Origin of the sequence: Stenotrophobium rhamnosiphilum (genome assembly GCF_003052265.1) — a bacterium.
GTDB classification, from domain to species: domain Bacteria; phylum Pseudomonadota; class Gammaproteobacteria; order Nevskiales; family Nevskiaceae; genus Stenotrophobium; species Stenotrophobium rhamnosiphilum.
The window spans coordinates 322,103-345,323 of record NZ_QANS01000003.1; the positions used below are offsets into that span (position 1 = coordinate 322,103).

The following is a 23,221-nucleotide window of genomic DNA, read 5'->3' on the forward strand; positions in this document are numbered from 1 at the left end:
TTCCGGCCGCTTTAGCGGCCGGTTTCATATCTGCTCGAGATTTTTCGCATGAAAATTTTTAGCCGCGCATTCGCGCTGATCAGTTTGGCCCTGCTGCCCTGCGCAGCATTTGCGGATGACGCCATCAACTCTGGCGACACCGCATGGATTCTCACCTCTATCGCCCTCGTGCTGTTCATGACCTTGCCAGGTCTTGCACTGTTCTACGGCGGCTTGGTGCGCGCGAAGAACGTGTTGTCGGTACTCATGCAGTGCTTTGCGATCACCTGCATCGTTTCGCTGCTGTGGATCATTGGTCTCTACAGCCTGACGTTTGCACCGGGCGGTCCTTTGATTGGCGGCCTCAGCAAAATGTTTATGGCTGGCGTCACCGTTGATTCAAAAAGCGGCACGCTGCCAGAAGTTGTGTTCTCGATGTTCCAGCTCACCTTCGCCGTGATCACGCCTGCGCTGATCGTTGGTGGTTTTGCTGAACGCATGAAGTTTTCTGCGATGCTGATTTTCAGCGCGCTGTGGTCCATCGTGGTTTACGCACCCGTGTGTCATTGGGTGTGGGCTGCAGACGGTTGGCTCTACACGCGCGGCCTGATCGACTTTGCTGGCGGCACTGTTGTGCACATCACGGCCGGTACTGCGGCATTGGTTGCCGCCATCGTGATGGGCCGTCGCAGTGGCTACGGCACCGCACCGATGATGCCGCACAACCTCACGATGACAGTGACGGGCGCGGGCATGCTCTGGGTTGGCTGGTTTGGTTTCAACGGCGGCTCTGCATTGGCTGCGAATGGCAATGCTGGCATGGCGATTTTGGTGACGCACACTTCCGCAGCTGCAGGCGCAATCGCTTGGTCGGTGATGGAATTGGTGAAGTACAAAAAAGCATCGGCACTCGGCATGGTCACCGGCATGGTCGCGGGCCTCGGCACAATCACGCCAGCTGCAGGTGCGGTTGGCCCTGGCGGCGCGCTGTTGATTGGTCTGATTGCAGGTTACGTTTGCTTCAACGCCACGCACATTCTCAAGCGCAAATTGTTGATCGATGATTCGCTCGATGTTTTCCCAGTGCACGGCGTCGGCGGCATCATCGGCACCTTGATGGCTGGCATCTTTGCTTCCAGCACACTCGGCGTTTTCAGCGGCAAGGGTTACGCAGAAGGCATGGACATGCTTTCGCAAGTTGGCGTACAGGCGCTCGGCGTTGTTTCTGTCGGCGCATACACCGCCATCGTGACTTACGTGCTGCTCAAGCTGGTGCAGAAGTTGGTCGGTCTGCGCGTGAATGCAGAAGGCGAATACGCGGGTTTGGATACTTCAGAGCACAACGAACGTGGATACGATCTCGGAACGCTTTAAGTTAAATCCGCATTAAAAGAAGAGGCCGCTAAATGCGGCCTCTTTTTATTGGCACTGATGTAAATGTAGGGTGGGTAGAGCGCAGCGAAACCCACCGCTTGCACACGCTAAAGAGATGGTGGGTTTCGCTGTGCTCGGCAATTGCTCCATGCATTGCTCTACCTCGGGCATCCATGCCCTCGTCTACCCACCCTACCGTGGCAATTTGTTATGAGTGCCGTCGCAATGCGGTTTGGTTTTGGCATATTTACAGCCACACAACCAAAGCGTTCCAGTTCGAGGCGTGACGGTCACTTTGATCGGCTTAAAGCTGGTGTCTTTATGTGAGCCATCGCAGAACGGTTGCGTCAGAGAGCGCCCACAGGAACACCAAAAATATTCTCCCGGCGCCAGATCCATCATGAAAGGCTTACACGCTGCGATCACGGGTTTTTCAGCGTCGCTCATCAGCCAATCCCATTTGTGGTTTTCCTTCGGCGATTCTAAGCGATAGACTCGGGCTAACTTGTTTCGCCGGATGGAGTATTCATGTTGATGCGGCTTTCTGTGGTGGTGATGGGACTGTGCATGGCGTCGTTGGCGTCTGTGTCGATGGCGCAGGCCGGCGTTTATAAATGGAAAGATGCCAACGGTCGCGTGCATTACGGTGATCAAGCTCCGAGCGGCGCCGAGAAGGTCAAGACTGGCCCTGACAACGGCGAAGCCGCGCCAGCAGAAGGCAACAGCGCTGACGCAGACAAACAAAACCAAAAGAAGATCGAAGAGTGCAGCCGCAAGCGCGATCAGCTCGCGACGTACAAAAAGGCCTCACGCATTGTTGAAACCGACTCGCTCGGCAATCAAAAAGAATTCAACGATGAAGAGCGTGTGAAGCTGATCGAGAAAACGCAGAAGCAGATTGCAGATGGTTGCGGTGAATTGACTGAATCGAATGGCGCGTCAGTAAATTAGTTTTAATTAGATTAATAAAAATAAAAAAAGCAATATTTTATAACAGTGTAGCTCAATAAAAAGCCCGAAGCGGGAGACCGCTTCGGGCTTTTTATTGCTTGAAGGCCTTAGCCGATTTTAGCCAGCGCCTTCTTCACAAAGTTAGGCAGCGCAAATGCGGCCTTGTGCGTATCAACGTTGTAGAAGTTGGTGTCGAGCGCTTCAATCGCCTTCTCATCCAGACGCTGCGCCAGCGGGTTAGCCTGCTTGGTCGCAATCGAACCCGACCACCAGCCTGACGGATAAATCGGCTGTGGGAAGTGCAGCAAATGCGTCTGCGCAAAACCGGCGTCACGCATGGCCTGATGCATTTCAGTGATGAGGTCGAGCAGCAACAATGGCGATTCCGACTGCTGAACCAGCATGCCGTCTGGGGCCAGTGCCTTGATGCAGTCCAGATAAAACTTTTTGCCGAACAGACCTTCCGCTGGGCCGACAGGGTCGGTCGAGTCGATGATGATCAGGTCGATCGAGCCAGGCTTGGCGTCCTTCATCCACTGAATGCCGTCGCCAAAGAACAGCGTGGCGCGCGGATCGTTGTTCTTGTCGCACAGCTCGGGGAAATGGATTTCAGCGAGGCGCGTGACGCGCTCGTCGATTTCAACCTGCGTCGCCGACTGCACTTCAGGGTGCTTCAGCACTTCACGCAGCGTGCCGCAGTCGCCGCCACCAACAATAACGACGTTCTTCGGGTTCGGGTGCGAGTTCAGTGCTGGGTGCGACATCATCTCGTGATAGAGAAAGTTGTCGAGCGTCGAGACCATGGTGCAGCCGTCGATCGTCATCAGCTTGCCGAAGGTTTCAGTCTGCCAGATCTCGATTTCTTGATAGGGCGACTTTTCGGAATGCAGCTTGACGGCCTTCAGCGAAAACGCGCTGCCGGTCTTTTCAAAAGCTTCGGAAAACCAAGTTTGATCGAGTGCCATGACGGGCTCCTAAATGAAGGCCGCGATTATATAAGGTCGTAAGTGACAAACGGGAGTCATGAAACTCAGCGAGACTAGGGCCAAAGCCTTAGAATTCGCGCAATTTCATCCATCTTTTCGCCGGATACCGACATGACCTGGACCGCCGCGCACGCTCGCGACTTGTACAACATCCCCCAGTGGGGCGAGGGTTATTTCGACGTGGCCGACAACGGCCACCTGCTGGTGCGCCCGTTCCGCGAGCGCTCGCCAGTCGCGATTGACCTCTATGAGCTGGCCCAGCGCCTGCCCAAAGAAGGCCTGCAACTGCCGGTGCTGGTGCGTTTCAACAACATCCTGCATGACCGCGTCGATGCGCTCACTGGCGCCTTCGGCGACATGATCAAAGAGCTCGGCTACAAAGGCGGCTACAAGGCGGTTTATCCGATCAAGGTCAACCAGCAGCGCAGCGTGGTTGAAGAAATCGTGCGTCACGGCGGCGAGCGCGTTGGTCTTGAAGCGGGCAGCAAACCCGAAATGGCTGCGGTGCTAGGTATGGCGCCAGCAGGTAGCGTCATCGTTTGTAACGGCTACAAAGATCGCGCCTACATCCGTCGAGCACTGATCGGCCAGAAGCTCGGCCATAAGGTTTACATCGTTGTTGAAAAACCATCCGAGCTGCCACTGGTGATTGAAGAATCACGCAAGCTTGGCGTTGCGCCGATGATTGGTTTGCGCGTGCGCCTCGCGTCGATGTCGACGAGTACGCAGCAAAACACCGGCGGTGAGAAATCCAAATTCGGTCTCGCTAGTCCGCAAGTGATTGAAGCCGTCGAACAAATGCGCGCAGCCGGGTTCATCGACGCCGTACGCATGGTGCACTTCCACCTCGGCTCACAAGTCGCCAACGTGCAAGACATTCAACGCGGCATGCGCGAAGCCGCACGCTTCTACGTAGAACTACGTGCACTCGGCGCGCCGCTGGATGTCGTCGACGTTGGTGGTGGTCTTGGCGTTGATTACGAAGGCACGCGCTCACGCAGCTACTGCTCGATGAATTATTCGCAGCGCGAATACGCGCGCAATATTCTGCGCACGCTGATGGATGTCTGCGATGAAGCGGGCCAACCTCAGCCGGACGTAATCAGCGAATCCGGTCGCGCACTCACCGCGCATCACGCTGTGTTGATTGCCGATGTCATCGATCAGGAAACTGCGCCGACGACCCAGCCCGGCGCGCCTGCTAAAAATGATCCAGCCATCATTCACGATCTCTATTCATTGCTGACCGAAGTCGATTCACGCGGTCCGCTCGAATGTTTGCACGATGCTGCATCCGATCTTTCCGAAGCACAGTCGCAATACACGCACGGCATGCTCACGCTAACGCAGCGCGCGTATGCCGAGACGACGTACTACGCCGTCTGCCGTGCGATTCTGCCCAAGCTCGACGACAGCATTCGCGCTCATCGCGAAGCGCTCGATGAGTTGCGTGGAAAACTCGCCGCAAAATACTTCTGCAACTTCTCCGTCTTCCAGTCCGTGCCGGACTCGTGGGCGATTGATCAGGTATTCCCGATCCTGCCGATTCATCGCCTCGACGAACAACCTTCGATGCGCGCGAATCTTTGCGATCTGACCTGCGATTCCGACGGCCGCATCAATCACTACGTTGATCGTGGTGGCTTGGAGCCAACACTGCCAGTGCATCCGCTGAAGAGCGGCGAAGATTATCTGCTCGCCTTCTTCATGGTCGGTGCTTACCAAGAAATTCTCGGCGACATGCACAACCTCTTCGGCGACACCAACGCGGTAAACGTTGTGCTCGATGGCAAAGGCGGCTGGCAGTTGGAAGGCGCAGAGCAGGGCGATCGTACTGACGAACTACTGCGTTACGTGCACTTGCTGCCAGAAGAGCTTGCAGAAAACTATCGCGTGAAATGCGAGGCTGCGGGTTTGTCGAAGGAAATTCTTGCAGAGCTGGAAGAAGGCCTCACGGGTTATACGTACTTGTCAGGCTAATGCGTGCTTTTGTAGGAGCGCCTCTTAGGCGCGATCAGCGCTGATCGCGCCTAAGAGGCGCTCCTACGGATTCAAAGAAAACGGGCGGCTAACATGACCAAGAAAAGCGCATCGATGCTTGAAAAGATTTCCGGCAACGGCGCGCTCGCCACTGAGCGAGCATTGCAGTGGATTAGCAATGCCATCGAGCGTCAGATGAAGACGGAAAACTTCATCGTTGCGGATCAAACGCCGCACGACATCATTTATCAGAAAGGTTTGCTGTCCGTTCGCAAATATCCTGCACTCACCGAATCTGAAATCCTGATTGGCGAGCAGATGGTCAAGGTCAGCAAGAAGCGCCATAAGATTCCGGTGGTGCTGATTCCGCCACTGGCAGCCGACCCGCTCAATTTCGATTTGATGCCGCATCGCAGCCTCGTGCGCTTTCTGTTGGCGCATGGCTACAAGGTTTATCTGGTCGACTTCGGCAGCCCCGATGCTGATCACTCGCATCTCGGTCTCGTCGATTACACGACGATCATGATTCCGGATGCGTTGAAAAGAATCCGCACCGATGCGCGCCAGAAAGAAATCACACTACTGGGTTACTGCATGGGCGGCTTGTTTAGCCTGATCTACGCCGGTTGGTCGCACGACAAGAACCTTCGCAACATCGTCACCATCGCCAGCCCGATTGATGCGCATCAAGCGGGCGCCGCAGGAAAGCTGTGGGAAGTCACTCGCACGCCAGTTCGTCTGGTGCGCCGCTTCACTGGCTTTCGCATTCACAACATCGATCCGAGCAAACTCAATGTGCCGGGTTGGGTGTCGTCGCTGATTTTCAAAGCGACCAATCCGATGGGCACCGTCACGGGGTACATCGATCTGTTGATGAACCTGTGGGATCGCGACTACGTCACTGAGTATCAAACGATGTCGACGTGGTTCAACAAGATGCACGCCTATCCAGGCGGCATCATTCAAGACTTCATCGTTCGCGTAGGCATGGATAACGCCTTGGCAACGGGCAACATTCAACTCGGGCATGGCAAAGGCAAAAGCGCCGCGCTCGATAAGATTGAAAGTTCACTGCTCGCGATTGCAGGCAAGACCGACAAGATCGTGACGGTCGATGCGGCGAAGAAGGTGATGGATATCATCGGCAGCGCCGACAAGGAATTCATGATCGCGCCGGGTGGTCATGCGGGTGTGTTTGCAGGAAGCAAAGCGCCGTTGACTACGTGGGTTTATGCCAATGAGTGGTTGGCTACGCGTTCAGCCTGAGTTTCTGTAGGAGCGCCTCTTAGGCGCGATAGCTCCATCGCCAATCGCGCCTAAGAGGCGCTCCTACAAAATCAATTCGATTTAGTTCTTGAGCTTGTACCCAGTCTTAAAGATCCAAGCGATCGCCGCAAAGCACAGCGTCATGAACACCAGCGTCATCCCCACGCTGACCGACATGCTGACATCCGATACGCCGTAGAAACTCCAGCGGAATCCGCTGATCAAATACACCACCGGATTGAACAGCGCGATCTGTTGCCAGATGCCGGGCAGCATATTGATCGAATAGAAGCTGCCGCCAAGGAATGTTAAGGGCGTGACGATCATCATCGGAATGATCTGCAATTTCTCGAATCCATCTGCCCACACGCCGATGATGAAGCCGAACAGGCTGAACGTAATCGCGGTGAGTACCAGGAAGAACACCATCCAAACCGGATGCATGATCTGATAGTCCACAAAGATGCGTGCCGTCAGCAAAATCAAAATACCGAGCAGGACGGATTTAGTCGCGGCTGCGCCAACGTAGCCAATGACTGCTTCCACATAGGAAACCGGCGCAGAGAGCAGTTCATAAATAGTGCCCGACCACTTCGGCATATAAATACCGAACGATGCGTTGGAGATGCTCTCGGTTAATAGCGACAGCATGATCAAGCCGGGGATGATGAACGCGCCATAACTGATGCCATCAATCGCGCCCATGCGTGAACCAATCGCAGCGCCGAAGACGACAAAGTAGAGCGAGGTCGACAACACCGGGGAAGCAATACTCTGCATCAAGGTACGGAAAGTGCGCGCCATTTCAAAACGGTAAATCGCTTTGATCGCGTGAAAATTGATTGAGGAACTCATGCGCGCGCCCTCACCAAGCTGACGAAAATATCTTCCAGAGAGCTCTGGCTGGATTGCAGTTCTTTAAAGTCGATGCCGTGTTCGCCCAGACTGCGCAGTAATGCAGCGATGCCGGTGTGTTCGTCTTGCGTATCGAAGGTATAGGTCAGCGTATTGCCATCGGCAGACAGCGTGAGTGGTTGCGTTGCAAACTCGGCGGGGATCTTCTCAAGCGGCGCTTTAAGATAAAGCGTCAGCTGTTTCTTGCCCAGCTTTTCCATCAGCACATTCTTATCTTCAACCAGAATCAGCTCGCCCTTGCTGATGACGCCGATACGGTCCGCCATCTCTTCGGCTTCTTCGATGTAATGCGTCGTGAGAATAATGGTGACGCCGCTATCGCGCAGTCGTCGCACCATTTCCCACATGTCGCGACGCAGTTCCACGTCGACGCCCGCACTAGGTTCATCGAGGAACAGAATCTGTGGTTCATGCGACAACGCCTTGGCAATCATCACGCGGCGCTTCATGCCGCCGGATAGCGTCATCACTTTGGAATCTTTCTTGTCCCACAATGAAAGATCTTTCAGGATTTTTTCGATCAGTACTGGATCGCGTGGCTTACCAAACAGGCCACGACTGAAATTGACTGTGGCCCAAACGCTTTCGAATGCATCCGTCGTGAGTTCCTGTGGCACCAAACCAATCTTGGATCGCGCCGCGCGGTAGTCGGAGATGATGTCGTGGCCATCGGCCAGCACCGTGCCGCTAGTGGGGTTCACAATGCCGCAGGTCACGCCAATCAGCGTGGTCTTGCCCGCGCCATTGGGGCCGAGCAGTGCAAAGATTTCGCCGCGACGGATATCGAGATTTACGCCTTTAAGGGCTTGGAAGCCGGTGGCGTAAGTCTTGGTGAGATTCTGGATGGAGATGATCGGTTGCACGCGATCTCCTGTTAACTGCAGAGGAAGAGTAAAGACGTTGTCACAATGCCGACAACGGCCCTTACATAATTTAGACTGAAAACCCGGAAACAAGAGACCTGATCATGAAAAAGATTCAATGGGTGTCGCTGCTGTCCTTAGTGTTCTGCGCGAGTGCATCTGCTGCACCGGTTACCTACAACATTGACCCCACGCACACGTTTCCAAGCTTTGAAGCAGACCATATGGGCGGCCTCTCGGTATGGCGCGGCAAGTTCGACAAGACCAGCGGCACGGTCACACTCGATAAGGCAGCTAAAACGGGTGCGGTGGACATCGTCGTTGATGCCACTAGTGTTAACTACGGCCTCGGCATTATGGACGAGAAAGCCAGAAGCGCGGAGCTGTTCGATGTCGCCAAATATCCAACCGCGACTTACAAAGGCAAGCTTGATGGTTTTGTGAACGGCGCGCCAACCAAAGTCGTCGGCAACCTCACGCTGCACGGCGTAACCAAGCCGGTTGATCTGAAGATTCAGTCATTCAAGTGCATTCAGCACCCGATGTACAAACGCGAAGTGTGCGGGGCCGATGCACTCACCACGATCAAGCGCAATGAGTTTGGCATCGATGCTGGCAAGGCTTGGGGTTTCAGCATGGACGTGACGCTGCGTATTCAGGTTGAAGCGCTGGCCGCAGAGTAAGACTAGAGCCTGACGGAGAGAATGATGAACTCTATCGCCAAGATTGGATTCGCCATGCTCGTCGTGAGTGGTGCTGCTTGCACCAACGCGCAGGTTTATAACTCCACCTCGGAGTTGCGTGCGCAGCAATGCAGCAAGTTGCCCGAGCGCGACCAAGCGGAGTGCGCTTCTAACGCGCGCGCATCTTATGGTGAGTACAAAAAAGCCAGAGATGAGGCCGTGCAGGGCGAAACAAAGTAAGAAGTACAACATCATGGCCTGCGACGTTGATCGTCGCAGGCCATTTTTTTGCCTACTGTTCGCTGAGGCCTTTCAGATTATTCAGACCATCGGTGAAAGCATCACCAATCATCTTATCCATGTTGAAGAACACGCCCATCACCTTGCTGATGTAAGGGCTAGGACCATCCATGGTCCACGTCACGGTGGTGCTGTCGCCTTCCGCAGCTAACGTGAACTCAGCGGTGTTGTGCGTATTAAAAGGCTTAAAGAAATCGAGTTTGAATTTAACGGCTGAAGATGGCGTTGATTCCGAAACTTCCATCTTGCCTGCGCCGACAGTGTTATTGCCTTCCCAGCTATAAGCTGCGCCAACGCCGGATTCAGGGCCGCTGTAACTGCGCTTCATCGCCGGATCCAATTTCTCGTAAGGCGACCACGTGGTCCAGCTATGCAGGTTATTAATCAGCGGAAAAATCTTTTCTGGTGGCGCTTTGATTGAGACTGAGCGCGAAACTTGAAAAGTGTCTGGCTTGGTTGCCGCGTAGCCCAGAACTGCGGCGATGGCTACAAGTACGATGATGAGTAACTTACGCATGACTTCTCCCGGTGTACGAGTTTAGAAACGCTCGGAGTGAGGTGAGTCAAAATCAGCTTCTGCCGCACTCCGAGATCGGCGTGCGGCAGAGCTTAGCGCGAGTTTTGCGGCGTGGCTATTTGCCTTAGGCCGCTGCGAGGAACTGACGCAGTTCGCTGGTAAAACGCAACGGCGCTTCAAACGGCAGCGCGTGACCGCAGTCTTCAAACTTCACAACACGTGCATTCGGTACCAACTTGCCAATCTGCAACTGGCCCTGCGCCGGGTACATCGTTGAGCGCATGCCCACGAGCACGGTCATTGGGATATTCACATTCGCAAGCGATGGGCGCCAGTCGTAATCGTCTTCGGTGTACGAGCGCAGCGTGTCCATATAAATCGGCCAGTTAGACGTTGGCGCGATGTTGCGGATGATGAACTCGTGCTTGGCGAGCTGGGAGAAAACTCTCCAGCCTGCTTTGTGAAACGCAAAGCCAAAGAATTCAGACAACACACTCCACAGTCGTGCGCGTAGTGCTTTTGGAATTTTCTTGAACGCTTCGCCGCGATACGGTTCCAGATCTTGCATCAGCGATTTCCACGCACCGAGGCGTGACTGCTGTTGCACGCCAAGCAGGCCATGACGCCAGTCCTTGCCATTGCGCACGCAAGGCGCTTGATCCATGTGCAGATAACTGTGGATGCGATCAAAGCCATAGAGGCGGTGATATTGCAGCGCTGTGCAAGCGCCCATCGACAGGCCACCGAGGCGAACATTGCGCAGGTTCAATGCTTCCATCAAATCTTCGAGATCATCAGCGTGCTGTGTCAGCAGGCAAGGCTGCGACAGCGCTACTCGGTGAGAGCCGCCGAAGCCGCGCAGATCTGGAAGGATGAATTTGTAGCGCATCGCCAGTGGCGCAATGAAGGGCAACCACATCGCCCCTTGCATCGCAAAACCGTGAAGAAGAACAACCGGAGCACCGCGACCGATGCTGAGATAGTGAAGCTTGGCGCCGTCGCGCGTAGTGATGTAAGGCATGTCCTACACACTAGCGATAATTATGATTTTTGCTAGTGCGGCGGAGGCCATTTTGCCTAGGAGTTCAGTTTAGGTTCAGTGACGCGCTGGCAAGGTGGCTCCAGTGGCAAAGTCGTCACGATGTCAGTTCAAAAGGAGATATTGAACATGAACCAGGACACACTCAAAGGCCAATGGAAGCAATTAGTTGGCAAGGCAAAAACCACTTGGGGCAAGCTCACGGATGACGAGCTCCTGAAGATTGAAGGCAACGCCCAACGTCTTACGGGACTCGTGCAGGAGCGCTACGGCGCGACCCGCGAGGAAGCCGAAAAACAAGTGAAGAAGTTCTTCGATGGCGTATCGGACGCATTCAGTAACGAGCAGAGCCGCAGAGACACGCGTGCTGCCGATGCTGCGAGCACGCCTATCATTCCACCGATCTAAGCGCGTTAGCGTCTCTAGATCGTCATAAACGGAGGCCACCATGCTGCACTACGCAGTGGTGTTTTTCCTCATCGCGATCATCGCTGCACTGTTCGGCTTTAGTGGCATCGCCGCCAGTGCAGTGTCTATCGCACAAATCTTGTTTCTCGTGTTTTTAGTGATTGCTGCAGTGGCCTTGGTTCTTGGATCACTGTCGCAACATAACGAACGCAACTGAGAATCGGCTTTCATTAATCTGGGGAGCAGACCAATGAACCCAAAAGTTTTGTTAATCGCTATCGCTCTGAGTGTAGGGATTTTGCCCAGCGTCAGTTTTGCTGACCAATCGGCTTTGAGCCGCATGATGGTGGACGAGTCCGACATCATCATTTGCAATAAAGTCTGGGACGCACTGCAGGCGCAGAAAAATCTCCACATTGGAGAGATACAGGTGACAGCATTCAAGGGTTCAGTTCAGCTCTCTGGCTATGTCAGATCAAGCGATGAGCTGATGAAGGCTGCACTGGTTGCGCAGAAAGTGAGAGGCGTTGCTCAAGTGAAGAACGATCTCTTGCTGAAAGGCGAAATCAGAGTCTAATCAGTTGCTGCTGAAAACAACCCCGCCATGGTCGCCATGGCGGGGTTTCTTTTTATTCAGCGGATGCCAGCCTTGCCAAGCTCGTCGATCAGCAAATGTCTGGCGACTTTGTCTTGCAGCGTAGTCGGCGCAACAAGCTGCATGCGCTCAAGATAAGGCTGCACAGCCGCTGGCGCGGCGCTGGCAGTCAATGTTGAAAGCAGCAGTTTCCACTTCGACGTTTTTGCGGCGCGTGATTTCACTTTCTGCAGGGACTTGGCCAGCAACTCTTCTTGCGGCGTGAAATCGCTGCCAAAAGGGAAGTCTGGAAACAGTGACTGATGCGGTGCCAACTTTTCACGCAGTGCTTGCGGCGTATTGTTTTGAAAGGCAGCAGGGACGACGTAATCCTTCTCCAGCTTTCCAGATTTCTTGGCTTGTTCCAGCAGCGTGGTTTGAAAACGTGAGTCCGCAACATTGATCAGCGCTTTGATCACTTCATTGTCGGTCTTCGCACGCAAATCTGCGATGCCGTATTCCGTGATGATGATGTCGCGCAAGTGTCGCGGGATCGTGCAATGGCCGTAATTGAAAACGATATTGCTGACCGCGCCATCGCCTTTCTCACGGACGGCGCGGATTAATAGAATCGAGCGTGCCGTCGGCAACTGATGCGCCATCGCGACAAAATTGTATTGACCACCGACGCCTGAAATAACCTGGTTATCCTCAAGTCCGTCGGAAACTACGCTGCCGCTGAGCGTCGCCATCAATCCGGTATTCACAAAGCGCGCATGTTGACGCTGCGCTTTGTAGAGGCGCGGATTGTGATCCAGTTGATTCACTTTATAGACGCCGGTCATGCAAATCTGCGCGCGCTCTTCGTCATTCATATTGCGCAGCCAATCGTAAAAGTCACGTGGCCCGAGGAAGAACCCGCCGTGCAGCAGAATGCCGCGACGCAGTTTGGTGCCGAGACATTGCTCCGCCATGACTTTGCGTGCGTTCGGATCAGCAACATTCGCAATGACACGTGTGCCATCGGGTGCAATCAGATGGCCCAAGTCGTAACACGTGGCGTCATTGAAGAAGCCGTGGTGCTGCAAGATTTCAAAATCTTGTGTGCGGATCACGCGAACGCTGATTGCGTCGAGCTCATCCAGCACCGAAGGCGTTAATGCTTCTGGGTTGCAGCGTCCGTCATTGATCAGCTGCTGCAAAGCCCAGAAATCGTAAACCTTACGTTTGAGGATTCCCGCTTTGTAGAGATGCATTAGGCCATCCACAAACATTTCTGTTGTGCTGTAGATGCCTTGGATAAACGGTGCGGTGCCGCCGAAGTTTTCAATCAGCTGGCTTTGATGTTTGCTTGCGCCCAGTCGACTGAGCAAATCAACGTAGGCGGCATTCTGCTGGTGACGCAGACAAGTGGCATGAACCACGCCGTCGCCTAGTGCCCCAATACCAACCTGCAAAGTGCCGCCGTCGCGCAGCAGTGATGATGCGTAAAGACCAATCGCAAAGTCGGGTGTCGTCACCGGCGTCCGCGGTGTTGAGAACAAGGTCGTCGTGTAGCGCGGATGATCGACGACGAGATCAAAGGCCTCTGGTGCGACTTCAGCATCGTTGGCCATATACGGCAGGTTTTGCTGAATCTGCGCGATGCGAAGAATCTTGCGCTCACCGCGTGCGGCGGCTTCACTCAGAAGCGCGGCAAGTTCAGGACTGGTATCCGGGTTGCAGCTCAAGCTGAAACGCGTGCCCTGCGCTGTTTCGCGCTTAGCGACAATCTGTGCCACCACATTGCAGCCGCGCAGAAAAATATCGCGAGCTGCGAAGGTGTAGTTGGTGCTGATGTAATCGCGCTGTGCCCCTTCATTGCCCATCTGACTGCCGGGCTTAAAGAAGAATTCGACGACACGAACGTTCGATGGCAAGCGACGCTTGCGCTGGTCTCGCACATATTCCAGCGGCGGACAGTCGCCAAAAACGCGCTCAAGAAAGGGGCCGAGAAACGCTTTTTCGAGCGAGGAGGACGGTTCGGGTTTTTCCAGAGACAGTGCCGTAAAAATGGTCAGCGATAGGGTCGCGTCTTTCTGTGCGCGGGCATAAAGCGCGTTGATCAGCTCGATGGGCTTGCCTAATCCCAGCGGCAGGCCGATGCGGATGTCCTTGCCGATGTGGGCAATGATCTGGTCGACAGCGATTTCAACGTCATCGCAGGTCGCGGGCAGCGGGTGGGTCATCGTTATGGCTCCAGCAGGTTGTGCTCGTTCAGCCTGATTGTAGTGATTGCGGTGCCGCAGCGTGGAGTGCAGGCGTTAAACTACGCACGTATGGACGCCGTACCCACCCAGACCCTGCCTGCCCCCGAGCTGCCGCCGCAGCCGGAGCGCCCACTGGCCAACGATTGCTGTGGTGGCGGATGCGCAGATTGCGTGTTCACGCTTTATCTCCGCGACATGAAAATCTGGAACAAGGAAGTCAAAGAGATCCAGCGACTCCACGCCGAAAAAGTGGCCGCATCTCAGCAGACTTAGTGCGGTCTCAGAATTGCGCGGAAAATTTTCCGAGCAAGCAGATTGATGGCGATAGCAACCAAGCGTTGCAAGCAGAGGCAAGCTGTAAAACACGCCCTCTGCCTTCGCAAATAAGCAGCGTAAAAATTCTGGAATAAGCAAAGCACTCAAGATTATTTTCCGTCTGCAACACGCCTGCTTAACCTCGCGACCCTAAAAAGGGTGCGGTCGTGAAGGAACACAATCAGAAATACGCGGCGCGAGTGATCGCGTTGGTGGTTTTACTTGCCTGCGTCGCAGGCTGTCAGCGTTCTGCGCCTGCTGGAAAATCATCGCGGCCGAATGTGCTGGTGATTCTGGTTGATGATCTTGGTTATTCCGACATCAGTGCCTTCGGCGGTGAGATCGCCACACCCAATATCGACAAGCTCGCACGCGAAGGCCGCATTCTCAGCAATCTCCACACCACGCCTCTATGCGCAACCACGCGCGCGGAGTTGCTCACGGGTGTCGATCACCATTTGACTGGCCTCGGCACCATGCCGGAGATGAAGCAGTTCTATCCAGCGAATGCCGATAACTATCAGGGTGTGCTGAACAACAATGCGCCGACGGTGAGTGAGTTGTTCCGCGATGCCGGATATCACACCTACATGGCCGGCAAGTGGCACGTCGGCGGTGGTGGTCCACCAGCGTTTGGTTTTGAACAATCTTTCTCGCTGGATTACGCCAAGCCAGAAGGCAGCAACTTTGCGCCGGGTGCAGGCGGTTCATCATCTTCATCTCATCCTTATTTCGAGAATGGCAAAGAAGCAACGCTGCCACCAGACTTCTTCTCAAGCGATTACTTCGTCGATAAGCTGATTCAGTACGTCGGCAAAAATCGCGGCGATGGCCGTCCGTTCTTCGCGTATCTGGCGTTTCAGGCCGTGCACTTTCCGCTGCAGGCGCCAGACAAATATCTCGATCTCTACAAGGGAAAATATGATGCGGGCTACGAAGTCACTCGTAATGCACGCATTCAGCGTCAAAGAGATATAGGCCTGATTCCAGCAGACTTCAAACCCAATCCTGGCGATGAAGCTTTGATGCTGCGCTACGGTCAGCCCGGTGTCGGGTTGAACCAGCCTTGGGAAACATTGCTGCCATCAGATCAAAAAAGCGAAGCGCGCATCATGGAAGTGTTCGCGGGCATGCTCACGAATATGGACGACAACATTGGCCGTCTGACTTCTTATCTCAAACACATTGGCGAGTACGAAAACACCGTGATTGTGTTCCTCGCTGATAACGGCGCGGATGGCACGGGCACCGCGCCAGTGAATGATCCAACGCAACAGAGTGATATCAACAACGATATCTCCAACTACGGCAAACCGGGTTCTTACATTTTCCGCAGCACGCGTTGGGGTGAAGTTGGCACAGCGCCGTTCCGTTTGTTCAAGGCCTTCACCAGTGAAGGCGGCATCTCAGTGCCTACCATTATTCGCTTGCCTGGCAATTCAAAAGTCACGGCAGCGACAACGGCATTTACTTCGGTGCGTGACATCGTGCCGACGCTGCTCGCGGCCGCATCAATTAAAGAGCCCGGCAATCAATATCAAGGTCGCACGATTGCGCCGTTGGAAGGTTTCTCATTGCTGCCTGTGCTCAATGGTCAGCGTGGTGAAGTGCGTGATCACAATGTCGTGTTGACCGACGAGGTTAACGATATCCGCGTTGTACGTCGTGGCCCGTGGAAGCTGACGCGCTTCGTGAACTATCTGGTTCCGCCAGCCAATCTGTTGCTCAATCACGATTGGCAGCTCTACAACATGGAAAGCGATCGCGGCGAAACCAACAACGTTGCTGCGGCTCATCCGGAAATCGTCGCTGAGCTAAGAGCAGAGTGGAAAGACTACGTGACACGCGTTGGTGTTGTGCAGCCCACCATTCCGCCAATCCTTACGCCGATTGATGATTGAGCTATATCGAAACAATAAAACGGTATTTTGTAGCTATAAGGGCATCGACCATAGTGCATAGCATTACGGGAGCTGTCGCCGATCGAGTGCGGCCCTGTTAACCGGGGGCTGCATGAAGCGTCACATATTACCGTTGGGAGTTCTGGCTTTATCCAGTGCGTGGTCGCCTGTTGGCGTCGCCGCGGATGCAGCGCCGAGCGCCGTTGAAGCTGAAGCAACGCAATTGCCAGAAGTCGTCGTCACCGCACAGCGTCGCGGCGAAGCGATCAATTCTGTGCCGATGTCGATCAGCTCGTTCAATGGACAAGAGTTGCAAACCTACGGCATCACCGACACTCGCGACCTTGCCAAATTAGTGCCCGGCTTTACAGCCGCAGATTCTGGTTTCGATACGCCGATCTACACATTGCGCGGCGTCGGTTTTGCCGACAGCAGTTTCGCAACAACCTCGACGGTCGGTGTTTACGCAGATGAAGTGAGTCTTGCCTATCCGATCATGAGCAAAGGCCCTAACTTCGATATTCAAAGAGTCGAAGTTTTGAAAGGCCCGCAAGGCACGCTGTATGGCCGCAACTCCACCGGCGGCACCATCAACTACATTGCCAACAAACCTTCATCGGCTTTGGTTGGTGGTGGCGATGTGAGTTACGGCAGTTTCGGTCGCGTTGATACGCAGGGTTACATCAGCGGACCCATCGGTGATTCATTGCGCGCACGTCTGTCTGCAATCTCGATCAATTCAACCATCGGTTGGCAGACCAGCGCGACACGTCCGAATGATCATCTGGGCACCATCGAAAAACAGGCTGCACGCGGTATTGTTGATTGGCAGGCGTCAGATGATGTGCAAGTTCGTTTGACGCTTTCAGGTTGGCAGGACCGCAGCGAGCCGCAAGCGCCTTACGCGATCGCACGACAAGCGCAGTTCAAATTGCCGCTGCCTGGAGAATTCACCAACATTCTGCAGACGCTCACTGGCATCAACATCAATAGCGCATTTCTCGCGCCATCGGTTTCCAGCTATCCACTGATTCCGGATAACCAAAACGCACGCATTGCGGATTGGAACAAGAACGGTGATTTTGGTTTACGTGATCGTTTCTGGATGGCATCGCTGCGGCCGTATTGGTACATCAGCGATAGCCTCAGCCTGACCGGCTTGTTCTCGATTCAACAGATGCGTGCCGACGGTAGCAGCTTGCCGCAAGGCGGTCTCGACGTTGAAGACATCGATCAAGTCTTGTACGCCAGCATTCGTAGTGTGTCCGGCGAACTTCGTCTTGAAGGCACGGCTGGCGACAAGGTCAATTGGCTGCTGGGCGTTAACAGCAATCGCGATAAGCACCACGAAGTCATTGAAGGCCACGGTTCTGAAAATAGCTTGAACGTATTTATCTTTGGCGATACCGCGCCACTGAACAAGCCACTGTTCTTCGAGAAAGGCGCGGCAAAGAGTGACGCCAACGTTCACTCCGATAGCGTCTTTGCCGATGGCAATGTTGAACTACTCGACACTTTAAAATTGACACTGGGCGCGCGCTATACGCGTGAACGTCAGGAATACGCAGGCTGCACTTACGTGGCGGCCGATAACGATTCCATCATTCCGTTTCCGTTCTTCACCGCAGCCAGCTTTTTGAAAGGCGGCAACTCCGTTGTGGCGCAAGGCGAGTGCGGAAGTTTGGATGCAAGCAATAACGCGGGCTTGTATACGGACACCTTATCCGAGCGCAACGTCTCTTATCGTTCCGTGCTGAGCTGGACGCCAACGAACGACACTTTGTTCTACGGCTCTTACTCACGCGGCTACAAGAGCGGTGGCTTCCCAACAATTTTCTCGGTGGATCAGGCCAGCCTCAAACCGGTCGTGCAAGAAAAGCTCAACGCGTATGAGATTGGCGCAAAGATCAGCGCACTTGATCGTGCGTTGCAGATTAATGCTGCAGCCTTTTACTACGACTACACCAACAAGCAGTTGCTGACCTATTTCAAAGACGAGATTTTCGGCGCGCTGCAGTATCTGCAAAACGTACCGAAGTCGCGCAACGTCGGTGCTGAGCTAGCGATTGCTTATGTGCCATTCGAGCGACTGCATCTGAATGCGTCCGGCTCTTACATTCGTACCAAAGTGATTCGTTACGAAGGCAAGAACACGCAAGGCGATGATTTCGATTTCGCCGGGCAGGAGTTCAACTACACGCCACGTCTGCAAGCTTCCTTGTTGGCGAACTACACATTCCCAATTAGTCGCGATCTGAATCTGACACCGGGCCTTGGTTACACCTACACCGGCTCAACCAACTCGACGCTGGAACACGATCCACTGTTCGCGCTTGAAGCGCATCGCGTATTGGATGCGCAGATTACCTTGTCATCGCAAGACAAGATCTGGTCGCTGACGGCGTTCGGTCGCAATCTCACGGATGAGTTCTACAAGAACTCCGTGATCAAACTCGGCGACACCGTGTTTGCGTATTCCGGCCAGCCACGCGTGTATGGTTTAACGCTGACGGTTGATCTGCAATAACGATCTAGCGTGTTACCCCCGGCCGACAGTACTTGTCGTGCCGGAGCGGCCAACGCTTTCCACCGGTGGTGCGGTGCGGAAGATGCGATCGCCCATGCCCATGCTCACGCCCCACCAGTAATTCTCATTGCGGAAGTGGTGATAGCGATGCTCGCGCACGCGGCGTTGGTAGTACGCAATGTCCGGGCACCAGGGAATGTGCGCGAGAAAATGTACCCACTCGTAATGCAGGCCGAGCAACAAGTACACCGTGATGCCGGTCAGCGCGAGTTCTTTGATCGGCCACAGCGCCCACATGATCAAAGCAATCGTGATCGGCGTGGTGTAGTGAATGTGGCGCGGGATGAACACCCACTCCGGATTCCACGGATCTGCGTGATGGCGACGATGCGTCACCGGCAAATAAAAATCGATGGTGAAGCCGAACACTTTGCGCGGCTTGTAGTGCAGCATGAAGACATGAATCAGCCATTCATTCACTGGAAAGTACGCAAGCAGTGCGAGCGCAACAATCGCATCACTCCAGCCTAGCGGACCCCAAGACAAACGCACTGCGCCGCAGATCAAAACGAACAGCGCAATCAACCAACCGCTTGGATGACGCACAAAAATATTGAACGCCGCGCGACCTGTGCGTGGCAGTGTATCGGGTGGGCGCATCGGATTGAGCTTGGCGGTTTCAGTCGCCGCAATCATTGCGCCATCGTGGCTACGATCCGTCGTCATAGTGCTGCTCCGTTTGCTTCCGCTACTTTCAGCGCGCGTTCCAACTCTGTGCGTCCAATTTCGACATGGCGAAGACCGGCTTCGCGCGCAGCATCGGCATCACCTTTGCGCACGGCTTTGGCGATAGCGCTTAAGTTTTCGAAGTCACGAAATTCTTTTTCCAACACCGGCGTCAACACATCCCAAACCTGCGTGTAGGTTTTGGTCATCGAGTTGAACGCGAGACGAAACGCGATGTTGCCGCCGCGCGCCACCAGCTTTTGCCAGAACACCAAAGCGTGGTCTTGCAGCGCTTTGGAATTCTTGATGTCTGCATTCATCTGCGTGAGCAGCGCATCCAGTTCATCGGCGAGTGGCTTGCCACCTTTCTTTGCCGCGGCAGCCGCAATGTCTGGCGCGAGTGACGAACGCATCGCCATGATTGAACGCACGACAGTGCCATTCAGCTGGCCTTTTTTATCCACCAAAAGATTCGGTAACAATTCCATTCCTCCTTCACTGAGGTAATCACGCACCACGTGATTGCCGCCCTGACGCACCGCAATCAGCCCAGCCTGTTGCAGCCGCTTAATCGCCTCACGCACCGCACCGCGATTCACCTGAAGCGCCTCCGACAACGCACGTTCCGCAGGCAGCGAATCGCCCGGCGAAAGCTCATGACGAAGAATCTTGTCGGATAGCTGGCGGTAGACCGACTCCGACAGAGATTCCTTCTTAACCGCGTTAAATGCGTGCTTGCTCATGTGGTCAACTTATCATACCAGTTGGAAAAATCAAATCCTGAAGGCAAAAAAATGCCCCGGTTGGCCAGGGCATTTTTATTAAAAATAAAGAGTTAGGCGGTTTAATGGGTACCAGATGCGGAACGAATTGGCGTGACCTTGCCGCAGTACAACTCTTCATAGCGATCCACTGCACGACCCAAACTCACCGCCATCTGCTGCATCTGCGGCAAGCTGTCGCGGCAGGCGGTGAGACCAAAGTTGAGGATGCCTGCGTGACTAAAGCAGGTCACGTTGAGTGCGCCGCCATGCATGGGGATGCTGACCGGATAAAGATTGGTGAGTCGCGCGCCAAACAAATAGCGTGGCTCTTTCGGCCCCGGCACATTGGAGACCACCACATTAAACGCAGGCTTTGCACGACCTGCCATACCGGTGATCAGGCTGCCAACGTAAGGCAGCAGCATGATGTTGGAATAAAGACTCTGCGTGCCGCTAGGCAGCGCCTGCAGTCTTGCCTTGGCTTTATTGGTTGAGGCCTTGATCACTTCAAGGCGACGGCGATCATCAGCAATGTGAGTGCCGGTGGTCGCGAAGATCATGCCGATATTGTTTTTGATTTCCTTCGCGTTAGGGTCATGCAAAGAAACCGGAATGGAAGCGGTGAGGCCTTCTTCTGGCAGTGCGTTGTGATTCTCAAGATATTCACGCAGCACAGTGCCGGTCAGTGCCAGCACAATGTCATTGAGTGAAGCATCAGCGCCTTTGGCAATCGCCTTAATGCGATCAAGCGGTTCTGCGTGAGTGGCGAAGCGGCGTTGCGTGTGAATACGATCATTGATGATGGAACGCGGAGCAGAACGCAGCGTAACTTCTTCACCATCGCTTTTTCCGAACCAGGTGTATGCCAGTGTGCGAGAGATAGCCAGAACATCGGCGGCAGTGGGTAGCGATGATTTCTTGCGCTCCGCTTTGAGTTGCGCGCGCGGAATGCCTTTGCTGCTGTCGTCACTCACGGCCCAGAACGGCAATTGCCCAAGAGCGTCTGGTTCTGTCGCAAGTGCACGCATCAGAATCTTGGTGGCAGAGACGCCGTCGACCAAGCAATGGTGAATCTTCAAATAAATTGCAAAGCGATCATTCTCAAGACCTTCGATGATGTGGACTTCCCACATCGGGCGGCGAAGATCTAATGGTTGGCTATGCAAGCGCGCAATCATTTGCCCCAGTTCACGCTCACCACCCGGACGCGGCAGCGCGAGATGGCGTACGTGATATTCCATATCGATGTCGTGCACTTCTTGCAGCAGCGGCATGAACTGCATGCGACTCGCGCTCTGCAGGCGATAGTTCCAAGGATTGTGAAAAACCTTGCAGCCGCGAAAGCATTGAACCAGCTCACCAACAAATTCGAGTTTGTTGTTCGCGGGCAATTCAAAAATCATCAAGCCAGCCACATGCATCGGCTGACGAGCGGATTCTAGTTGAAGAAAATTAGTGTCGAGCAGTGACAGGCGGCGAGCGACCATGGCGATTCCTCATTAAACATTGAGGCTCCAGTCAAATAAGCGCTGACTGGGCTGGCAGGCACTATATCTCGCCACTTTTCGTGGACAACTACCCGCCTTGCTGCGGCGGGTGTAGAAAAGATGGACTAGAGCTAACTAGCCGGTCTGCTGATACACCGGCCAGCGATCAACAATCTTGCCACCGCGTACGGCCAGCAAGTCGCCGAATTGCAGCAGCACAAATTCGCTCTGTGTTGGACGCAAGAACACCTGATCATCCACCTTCAAGCCCACCGAGTTGGATGCGTTAGCGATTTCCTGATTGGTGCTGCGGCCATAAATGGTATTGATCTGCATGCCTTTGGGTGACTCGTAATCCGCCATCCAATAACCGCCGTAGATGAAGAAAGTCTGACGCTGATTAACGTCCCACCATGAAAAGATTTTCGATTTGTTATCGAGGCCCGGGATCATCACAGGGCCGGTGGCTTTGAGCACGGGCGTTGCGATGTAAATCGCAGGCACGTGATTGGCGAGCGTGTCGAGATCGTAGTGCGTCGGCTTGAGCAGACCCGTGCCTACGGAAATATCGTTCGATAGCGTTTCAGCCTCGTGCAGGTGATAGGTCGGGCTACCGGCTGCATTCAGCGTGAGCTTGTCGCTCCAAAGCTTCGGATGCTGCGCGCGCGTGTAATCCGCAAAGCGCTGATAGATCGACATGCCTTTGGCAAACAATTCTTCATGCGTGCCGATGATGGATGGCACGGCCATACCTGCATGTGGGTCATAACCCATGAAGCCAGAGAATTCGAGGTGCTGCGGATTGGCTTCGATGATTTGCAGCATCGCGCCCAGCGTTTCTTCGTTATTGACGCCACCACGATGCAAGCCCACATCAATTTCAATATTGATGCGCAGCTTGGTGTTCAAGCCTTTGGCGAGCTGCAGATATTGCTGCAAATGCTCTGGCGTGTCGTTCAGCCATTGCAACTGACGTGAAGGATCGAAAGAACCTTTGTGCTGTTGATAAAAGATTTCAGCCGAACGCACTGGCAGCGGTTTGCCAACCAGCAAATCCGAGTCGGGTCGCGTCTGAGCATCAATGTTCAGAAACGGTTGATGAAACGACATCAAACGATTGGTGCCTGCGCGCTTGGCGATGTAATCAATCAGTCCTGCGGAAGGTAGTGATTTTTCAACGATGCGGTAATGCCGATTCGGCACGCGCGCGACGGAGTTCTTCACCAGATCGATGTTGTGATCGAGGCGATCCAGATCAATGACCAGACTTGGGCGCATCGGACCATTTTTCTTCAGCTCATCATTGAGCGCGCGAAAATAGTCGTTGTGTGGCGCGCCGTTGTTTTTGGGGCGTAGCAACGCGCCGCCGAGAACAACAGCGCCGAGGCCACCAAGCAGAACAGAACGTCGTTTCATA

At 54.3% G+C, this 23,221-nt stretch carries 22 protein-coding genes and 1 pseudogene; 12 read left to right on the forward strand and 11 right to left on the reverse strand.

Going from position 1 to position 23,221, the window contains the following annotated elements; genetic code table 11:
* The first annotated feature begins 48 nt into the window (after window positions 1-48).
* Window positions 49-1,353 carry an ammonium transporter gene (locus tag CJD38_RS09095; protein ID WP_107940019.1) on the forward strand — a complete coding sequence of 435 codons (1,305 nt, stop codon included), beginning with the start codon at window positions 49-51 and terminating at the stop codon, window positions 1,351-1,353.
* A 192-nt stretch (window positions 1,354-1,545) separates the two neighbouring features.
* On the opposite strand, the gene CJD38_RS18925 is transcribed toward CJD38_RS09095, so the two are convergent.
* A complete protein-coding gene (locus tag CJD38_RS18925; protein WP_366511325.1) occupies window positions 1,546-1,995 on the reverse strand; it encodes a CDGSH iron-sulfur domain-containing protein in 450 nt (149 codons plus the stop codon).
* Here CJD38_RS18925 and CJD38_RS09105 point away from each other — a divergent pair.
* Entirely contained in the window at window positions 1,882-2,304 is a 423-nt protein-coding gene (locus CJD38_RS09105) for a DUF4124 domain-containing protein (RefSeq protein WP_107940021.1), read from the forward strand. The two genes, CJD38_RS18925 and CJD38_RS09105, sit on opposite strands and share 114 nt — an antisense overlap.
* Before the next feature lie 107 nt (window positions 2,305-2,411).
* Here CJD38_RS09105 and speE read toward each other — a convergent pair whose 3' ends face one another.
* Window positions 2,412-3,269, reverse strand: coding sequence for a polyamine aminopropyltransferase (gene speE, locus CJD38_RS09110; RefSeq protein WP_107940022.1), 858 nt, complete (start codon window positions 3,267-3,269; stop codon window positions 2,412-2,414).
* A 132-nt stretch (window positions 3,270-3,401) separates the two neighbouring features.
* On the opposite strand from speE, the gene speA reads away from it, so the two are divergent.
* Together speA and CJD38_RS09120 are read left to right on the forward strand one after the other, a co-directional pair.
* Window positions 3,402-5,270 (forward strand): biosynthetic arginine decarboxylase, encoded by a 1,869-nt coding sequence (gene speA, locus CJD38_RS09115; protein WP_107940023.1) that lies wholly within the window; start codon window positions 3,402-3,404, stop codon window positions 5,268-5,270.
* A 93-nt stretch (window positions 5,271-5,363) separates the two neighbouring features.
* Window positions 5,364-6,536 (forward strand): alpha/beta fold hydrolase, encoded by a 1,173-nt coding sequence (locus CJD38_RS09120; RefSeq protein ID WP_107940024.1) that lies wholly within the window; start codon window positions 5,364-5,366, stop codon window positions 6,534-6,536.
* Between the two features lie 81 nt (window positions 6,537-6,617).
* Here CJD38_RS09120 and CJD38_RS09125 read toward each other — a convergent pair whose 3' ends face one another.
* Together CJD38_RS09125 and CJD38_RS09130 are read right to left on the reverse strand one after the other, a co-directional pair.
* Window positions 6,618-7,379, reverse strand: coding sequence for an ABC transporter permease (locus CJD38_RS09125; protein ID WP_107940348.1), 762 nt, complete (start codon window positions 7,377-7,379; stop codon window positions 6,618-6,620).
* An 8-nt stretch (window positions 7,380-7,387) separates the two neighbouring features.
* Entirely contained in the window at window positions 7,388-8,335 is a 948-nt protein-coding gene (locus CJD38_RS09130; protein WP_436295761.1) for an ABC transporter ATP-binding protein, read from the reverse strand.
* A gap of 83 nt (window positions 8,336-8,418) precedes the next feature.
* Between CJD38_RS09130 and CJD38_RS09135 the strand changes: the two genes are divergently transcribed.
* Both CJD38_RS09135 and CJD38_RS09140 read left to right on the forward strand, forming a co-directional pair.
* Entirely contained in the window at window positions 8,419-8,997 is a 579-nt protein-coding gene (locus tag CJD38_RS09135) for a YceI family protein (protein WP_107940026.1), read from the forward strand.
* 24 nt (window positions 8,998-9,021) lie between these two features.
* Entirely contained in the window at window positions 9,022-9,237 is a 216-nt protein-coding gene (locus CJD38_RS09140; RefSeq protein WP_146165962.1) for a hypothetical protein, read from the forward strand.
* Between the two features lie 52 nt (window positions 9,238-9,289).
* Here CJD38_RS09140 and CJD38_RS09145 read toward each other — a convergent pair whose 3' ends face one another.
* On the reverse strand, window positions 9,290-9,814 hold the full coding sequence (locus CJD38_RS09145; RefSeq protein WP_107940028.1) for an SRPBCC family protein: 525 nt from the start codon (window positions 9,812-9,814) through the stop codon (window positions 9,290-9,292).
* A 124-nt stretch (window positions 9,815-9,938) separates the two neighbouring features.
* Window positions 9,939-10,835, reverse strand: a complete 897-nt coding sequence (locus CJD38_RS09150; protein WP_107940029.1) for an alpha/beta fold hydrolase — start codon at window positions 10,833-10,835, stop codon at window positions 9,939-9,941.
* A 147-nt stretch (window positions 10,836-10,982) separates the two neighbouring features.
* Between CJD38_RS09150 and CJD38_RS09155 the strand changes: the two are divergent.
* The 3 genes and pseudogenes from CJD38_RS09155 to CJD38_RS09165 all read left to right on the forward strand — a co-directional run.
* A pseudogene (locus tag CJD38_RS09155) lies at window positions 10,983-11,171 on the forward strand (CsbD family protein); the annotation flags it as partial.
* A 130-nt stretch (window positions 11,172-11,301) separates the two neighbouring features.
* A complete protein-coding gene (locus CJD38_RS09160) occupies window positions 11,302-11,478 on the forward strand; it encodes a DUF1328 domain-containing protein (RefSeq protein WP_107940030.1) in 177 nt (58 codons plus the stop codon).
* A gap of 33 nt (window positions 11,479-11,511) precedes the next feature.
* Window positions 11,512-11,838 (forward strand): BON domain-containing protein, encoded by a 327-nt coding sequence (locus tag CJD38_RS09165; RefSeq protein ID WP_107940031.1) that lies wholly within the window; start codon window positions 11,512-11,514, stop codon window positions 11,836-11,838.
* Window positions 11,839-11,894: 56 nt separating this feature from the next.
* Here the strand turns inward: CJD38_RS09165 and CJD38_RS09170 are convergent, their stop codons facing one another.
* Complete coding sequence (locus tag CJD38_RS09170) at window positions 11,895-14,063, reverse strand: acetyl-CoA hydrolase/transferase C-terminal domain-containing protein (protein WP_107940032.1); 2,169 nt, start codon at window positions 14,061-14,063, stop codon at window positions 11,895-11,897.
* On the opposite strand from CJD38_RS09170, the gene CJD38_RS09175 reads away from it, so the two are divergent.
* The 3 genes from CJD38_RS09175 to CJD38_RS09185 all read left to right on the forward strand — a co-directional run bounded on the left by CJD38_RS09175 (window position 14,055) and on the right by CJD38_RS09185 (window position 18,827).
* A complete protein-coding gene (locus CJD38_RS09175; protein ID WP_146165963.1) occupies window positions 14,055-14,357 on the forward strand; it encodes an oxidoreductase-like domain-containing protein in 303 nt (100 codons plus the stop codon). The two genes, CJD38_RS09170 and CJD38_RS09175, sit on opposite strands and share 9 nt — an antisense overlap.
* Window positions 14,358-14,566: 209 nt before the next feature.
* Window positions 14,567-16,300 (forward strand): arylsulfatase, encoded by a 1,734-nt coding sequence (locus CJD38_RS09180; RefSeq protein ID WP_107940034.1) that lies wholly within the window; start codon window positions 14,567-14,569, stop codon window positions 16,298-16,300.
* A gap of 112 nt (window positions 16,301-16,412) precedes the next feature.
* Window positions 16,413-18,827 carry a TonB-dependent receptor gene (locus tag CJD38_RS09185; protein ID WP_107940035.1) on the forward strand — a complete coding sequence of 805 codons (2,415 nt, stop codon included), beginning with the start codon at window positions 16,413-16,415 and terminating at the stop codon, window positions 18,825-18,827.
* Window positions 18,828-18,839: 12 nt separating this feature from the next.
* On the opposite strand, the gene CJD38_RS09190 is transcribed toward CJD38_RS09185, so the two are convergent.
* The 4 genes from CJD38_RS09190 to CJD38_RS09205 all read right to left on the reverse strand — a co-directional run bounded on the left by CJD38_RS09190 (window position 18,840) and on the right by CJD38_RS09205 (window position 23,220).
* Entirely contained in the window at window positions 18,840-19,553 is a 714-nt protein-coding gene (locus CJD38_RS09190; protein WP_107940036.1) for a sterol desaturase family protein, read from the reverse strand.
* The gene (locus CJD38_RS09195) at window positions 19,550-20,296 is read right to left on the reverse strand and encodes a FadR/GntR family transcriptional regulator (protein WP_107940037.1); all 747 of its coding nucleotides are present in this window, start codon (window positions 20,294-20,296) and stop codon (window positions 19,550-19,552) included. The genes CJD38_RS09190 and CJD38_RS09195 overlap by 4 nt, the downstream gene beginning before the upstream one ends.
* A gap of 101 nt (window positions 20,297-20,397) precedes the next feature.
* Complete coding sequence (locus CJD38_RS09200; RefSeq protein ID WP_107940038.1) at window positions 20,398-21,804, reverse strand: WS/DGAT/MGAT family O-acyltransferase; 1,407 nt, start codon at window positions 21,802-21,804, stop codon at window positions 20,398-20,400.
* Between the two features lie 135 nt (window positions 21,805-21,939).
* Complete coding sequence (locus CJD38_RS09205; RefSeq protein ID WP_107940039.1) at window positions 21,940-23,220, reverse strand: DSD1 family PLP-dependent enzyme; 1,281 nt, start codon at window positions 23,218-23,220, stop codon at window positions 21,940-21,942.
* Between the last annotated feature and the right edge of the window lies 1 nt (window position 23,221).

Coding starts and splice junctions, on each gene's coding strand:
- CJD38_RS09135 (WP_107940026.1), top strand. CDS start 8,419: ATGAAAAAGATTCAATGGGTGTCGCTGCTGTCCTTAGTGTTCTGCGCG.
- CJD38_RS09120 (WP_107940024.1), top strand. CDS start 5,364: ATGACCAAGAAAAGCGCATCGATGCTTGAAAAGATTTCCGGCAACGGC.
- CJD38_RS09190 (WP_107940036.1), bottom strand. CDS start 19,553: ATGACGACGGATCGTAGCCACGATGGCGCAATGATTGCGGCGACTGAA.
- CJD38_RS18925 (WP_366511325.1), bottom strand. CDS start 1,995: ATGCACGCGACCGTTGGCATCTTTCCATTTATAAACGCCGGCCTGCGC.
- CJD38_RS09185 (WP_107940035.1), top strand. CDS start 16,413: ATGAAGCGTCACATATTACCGTTGGGAGTTCTGGCTTTATCCAGTGCG.
- CJD38_RS09160 (WP_107940030.1), top strand. CDS start 11,302: ATGCTGCACTACGCAGTGGTGTTTTTCCTCATCGCGATCATCGCTGCA.
- CJD38_RS09165 (WP_107940031.1), top strand. CDS start 11,512: ATGAACCCAAAAGTTTTGTTAATCGCTATCGCTCTGAGTGTAGGGATT.
- CJD38_RS09140 (WP_146165962.1), top strand. CDS start 9,022: ATGAACTCTATCGCCAAGATTGGATTCGCCATGCTCGTCGTGAGTGGT.
- speA (WP_107940023.1), top strand. CDS start 3,402: ATGACCTGGACCGCCGCGCACGCTCGCGACTTGTACAACATCCCCCAG.
- CJD38_RS09195 (WP_107940037.1), bottom strand. CDS start 20,296: ATGAGCAAGCACGCATTTAACGCGGTTAAGAAGGAATCTCTGTCGGAG.
- CJD38_RS09170 (WP_107940032.1), bottom strand. CDS start 14,063: ATGACCCACCCGCTGCCCGCGACCTGCGATGACGTTGAAATCGCTGTC.
- CJD38_RS09105 (WP_107940021.1), top strand. CDS start 1,882: ATGTTGATGCGGCTTTCTGTGGTGGTGATGGGACTGTGCATGGCGTCG.
- CJD38_RS09200 (WP_107940038.1), bottom strand. CDS start 21,804: ATGGTCGCTCGCCGCCTGTCACTGCTCGACACTAATTTTCTTCAACTA.
- speE (WP_107940022.1), bottom strand. CDS start 3,269: ATGGCACTCGATCAAACTTGGTTTTCCGAAGCTTTTGAAAAGACCGGC.
- CJD38_RS09145 (WP_107940028.1), bottom strand. CDS start 9,814: ATGCGTAAGTTACTCATCATCGTACTTGTAGCCATCGCCGCAGTTCTG.
- CJD38_RS09205 (WP_107940039.1), bottom strand. CDS start 23,220: ATGAAACGACGTTCTGTTCTGCTTGGTGGCCTCGGCGCTGTTGTTCTC.
- CJD38_RS09150 (WP_107940029.1), bottom strand. CDS start 10,835: ATGCCTTACATCACTACGCGCGACGGCGCCAAGCTTCACTATCTCAGC.
- CJD38_RS09095 (WP_107940019.1), top strand. CDS start 49: ATGAAAATTTTTAGCCGCGCATTCGCGCTGATCAGTTTGGCCCTGCTG.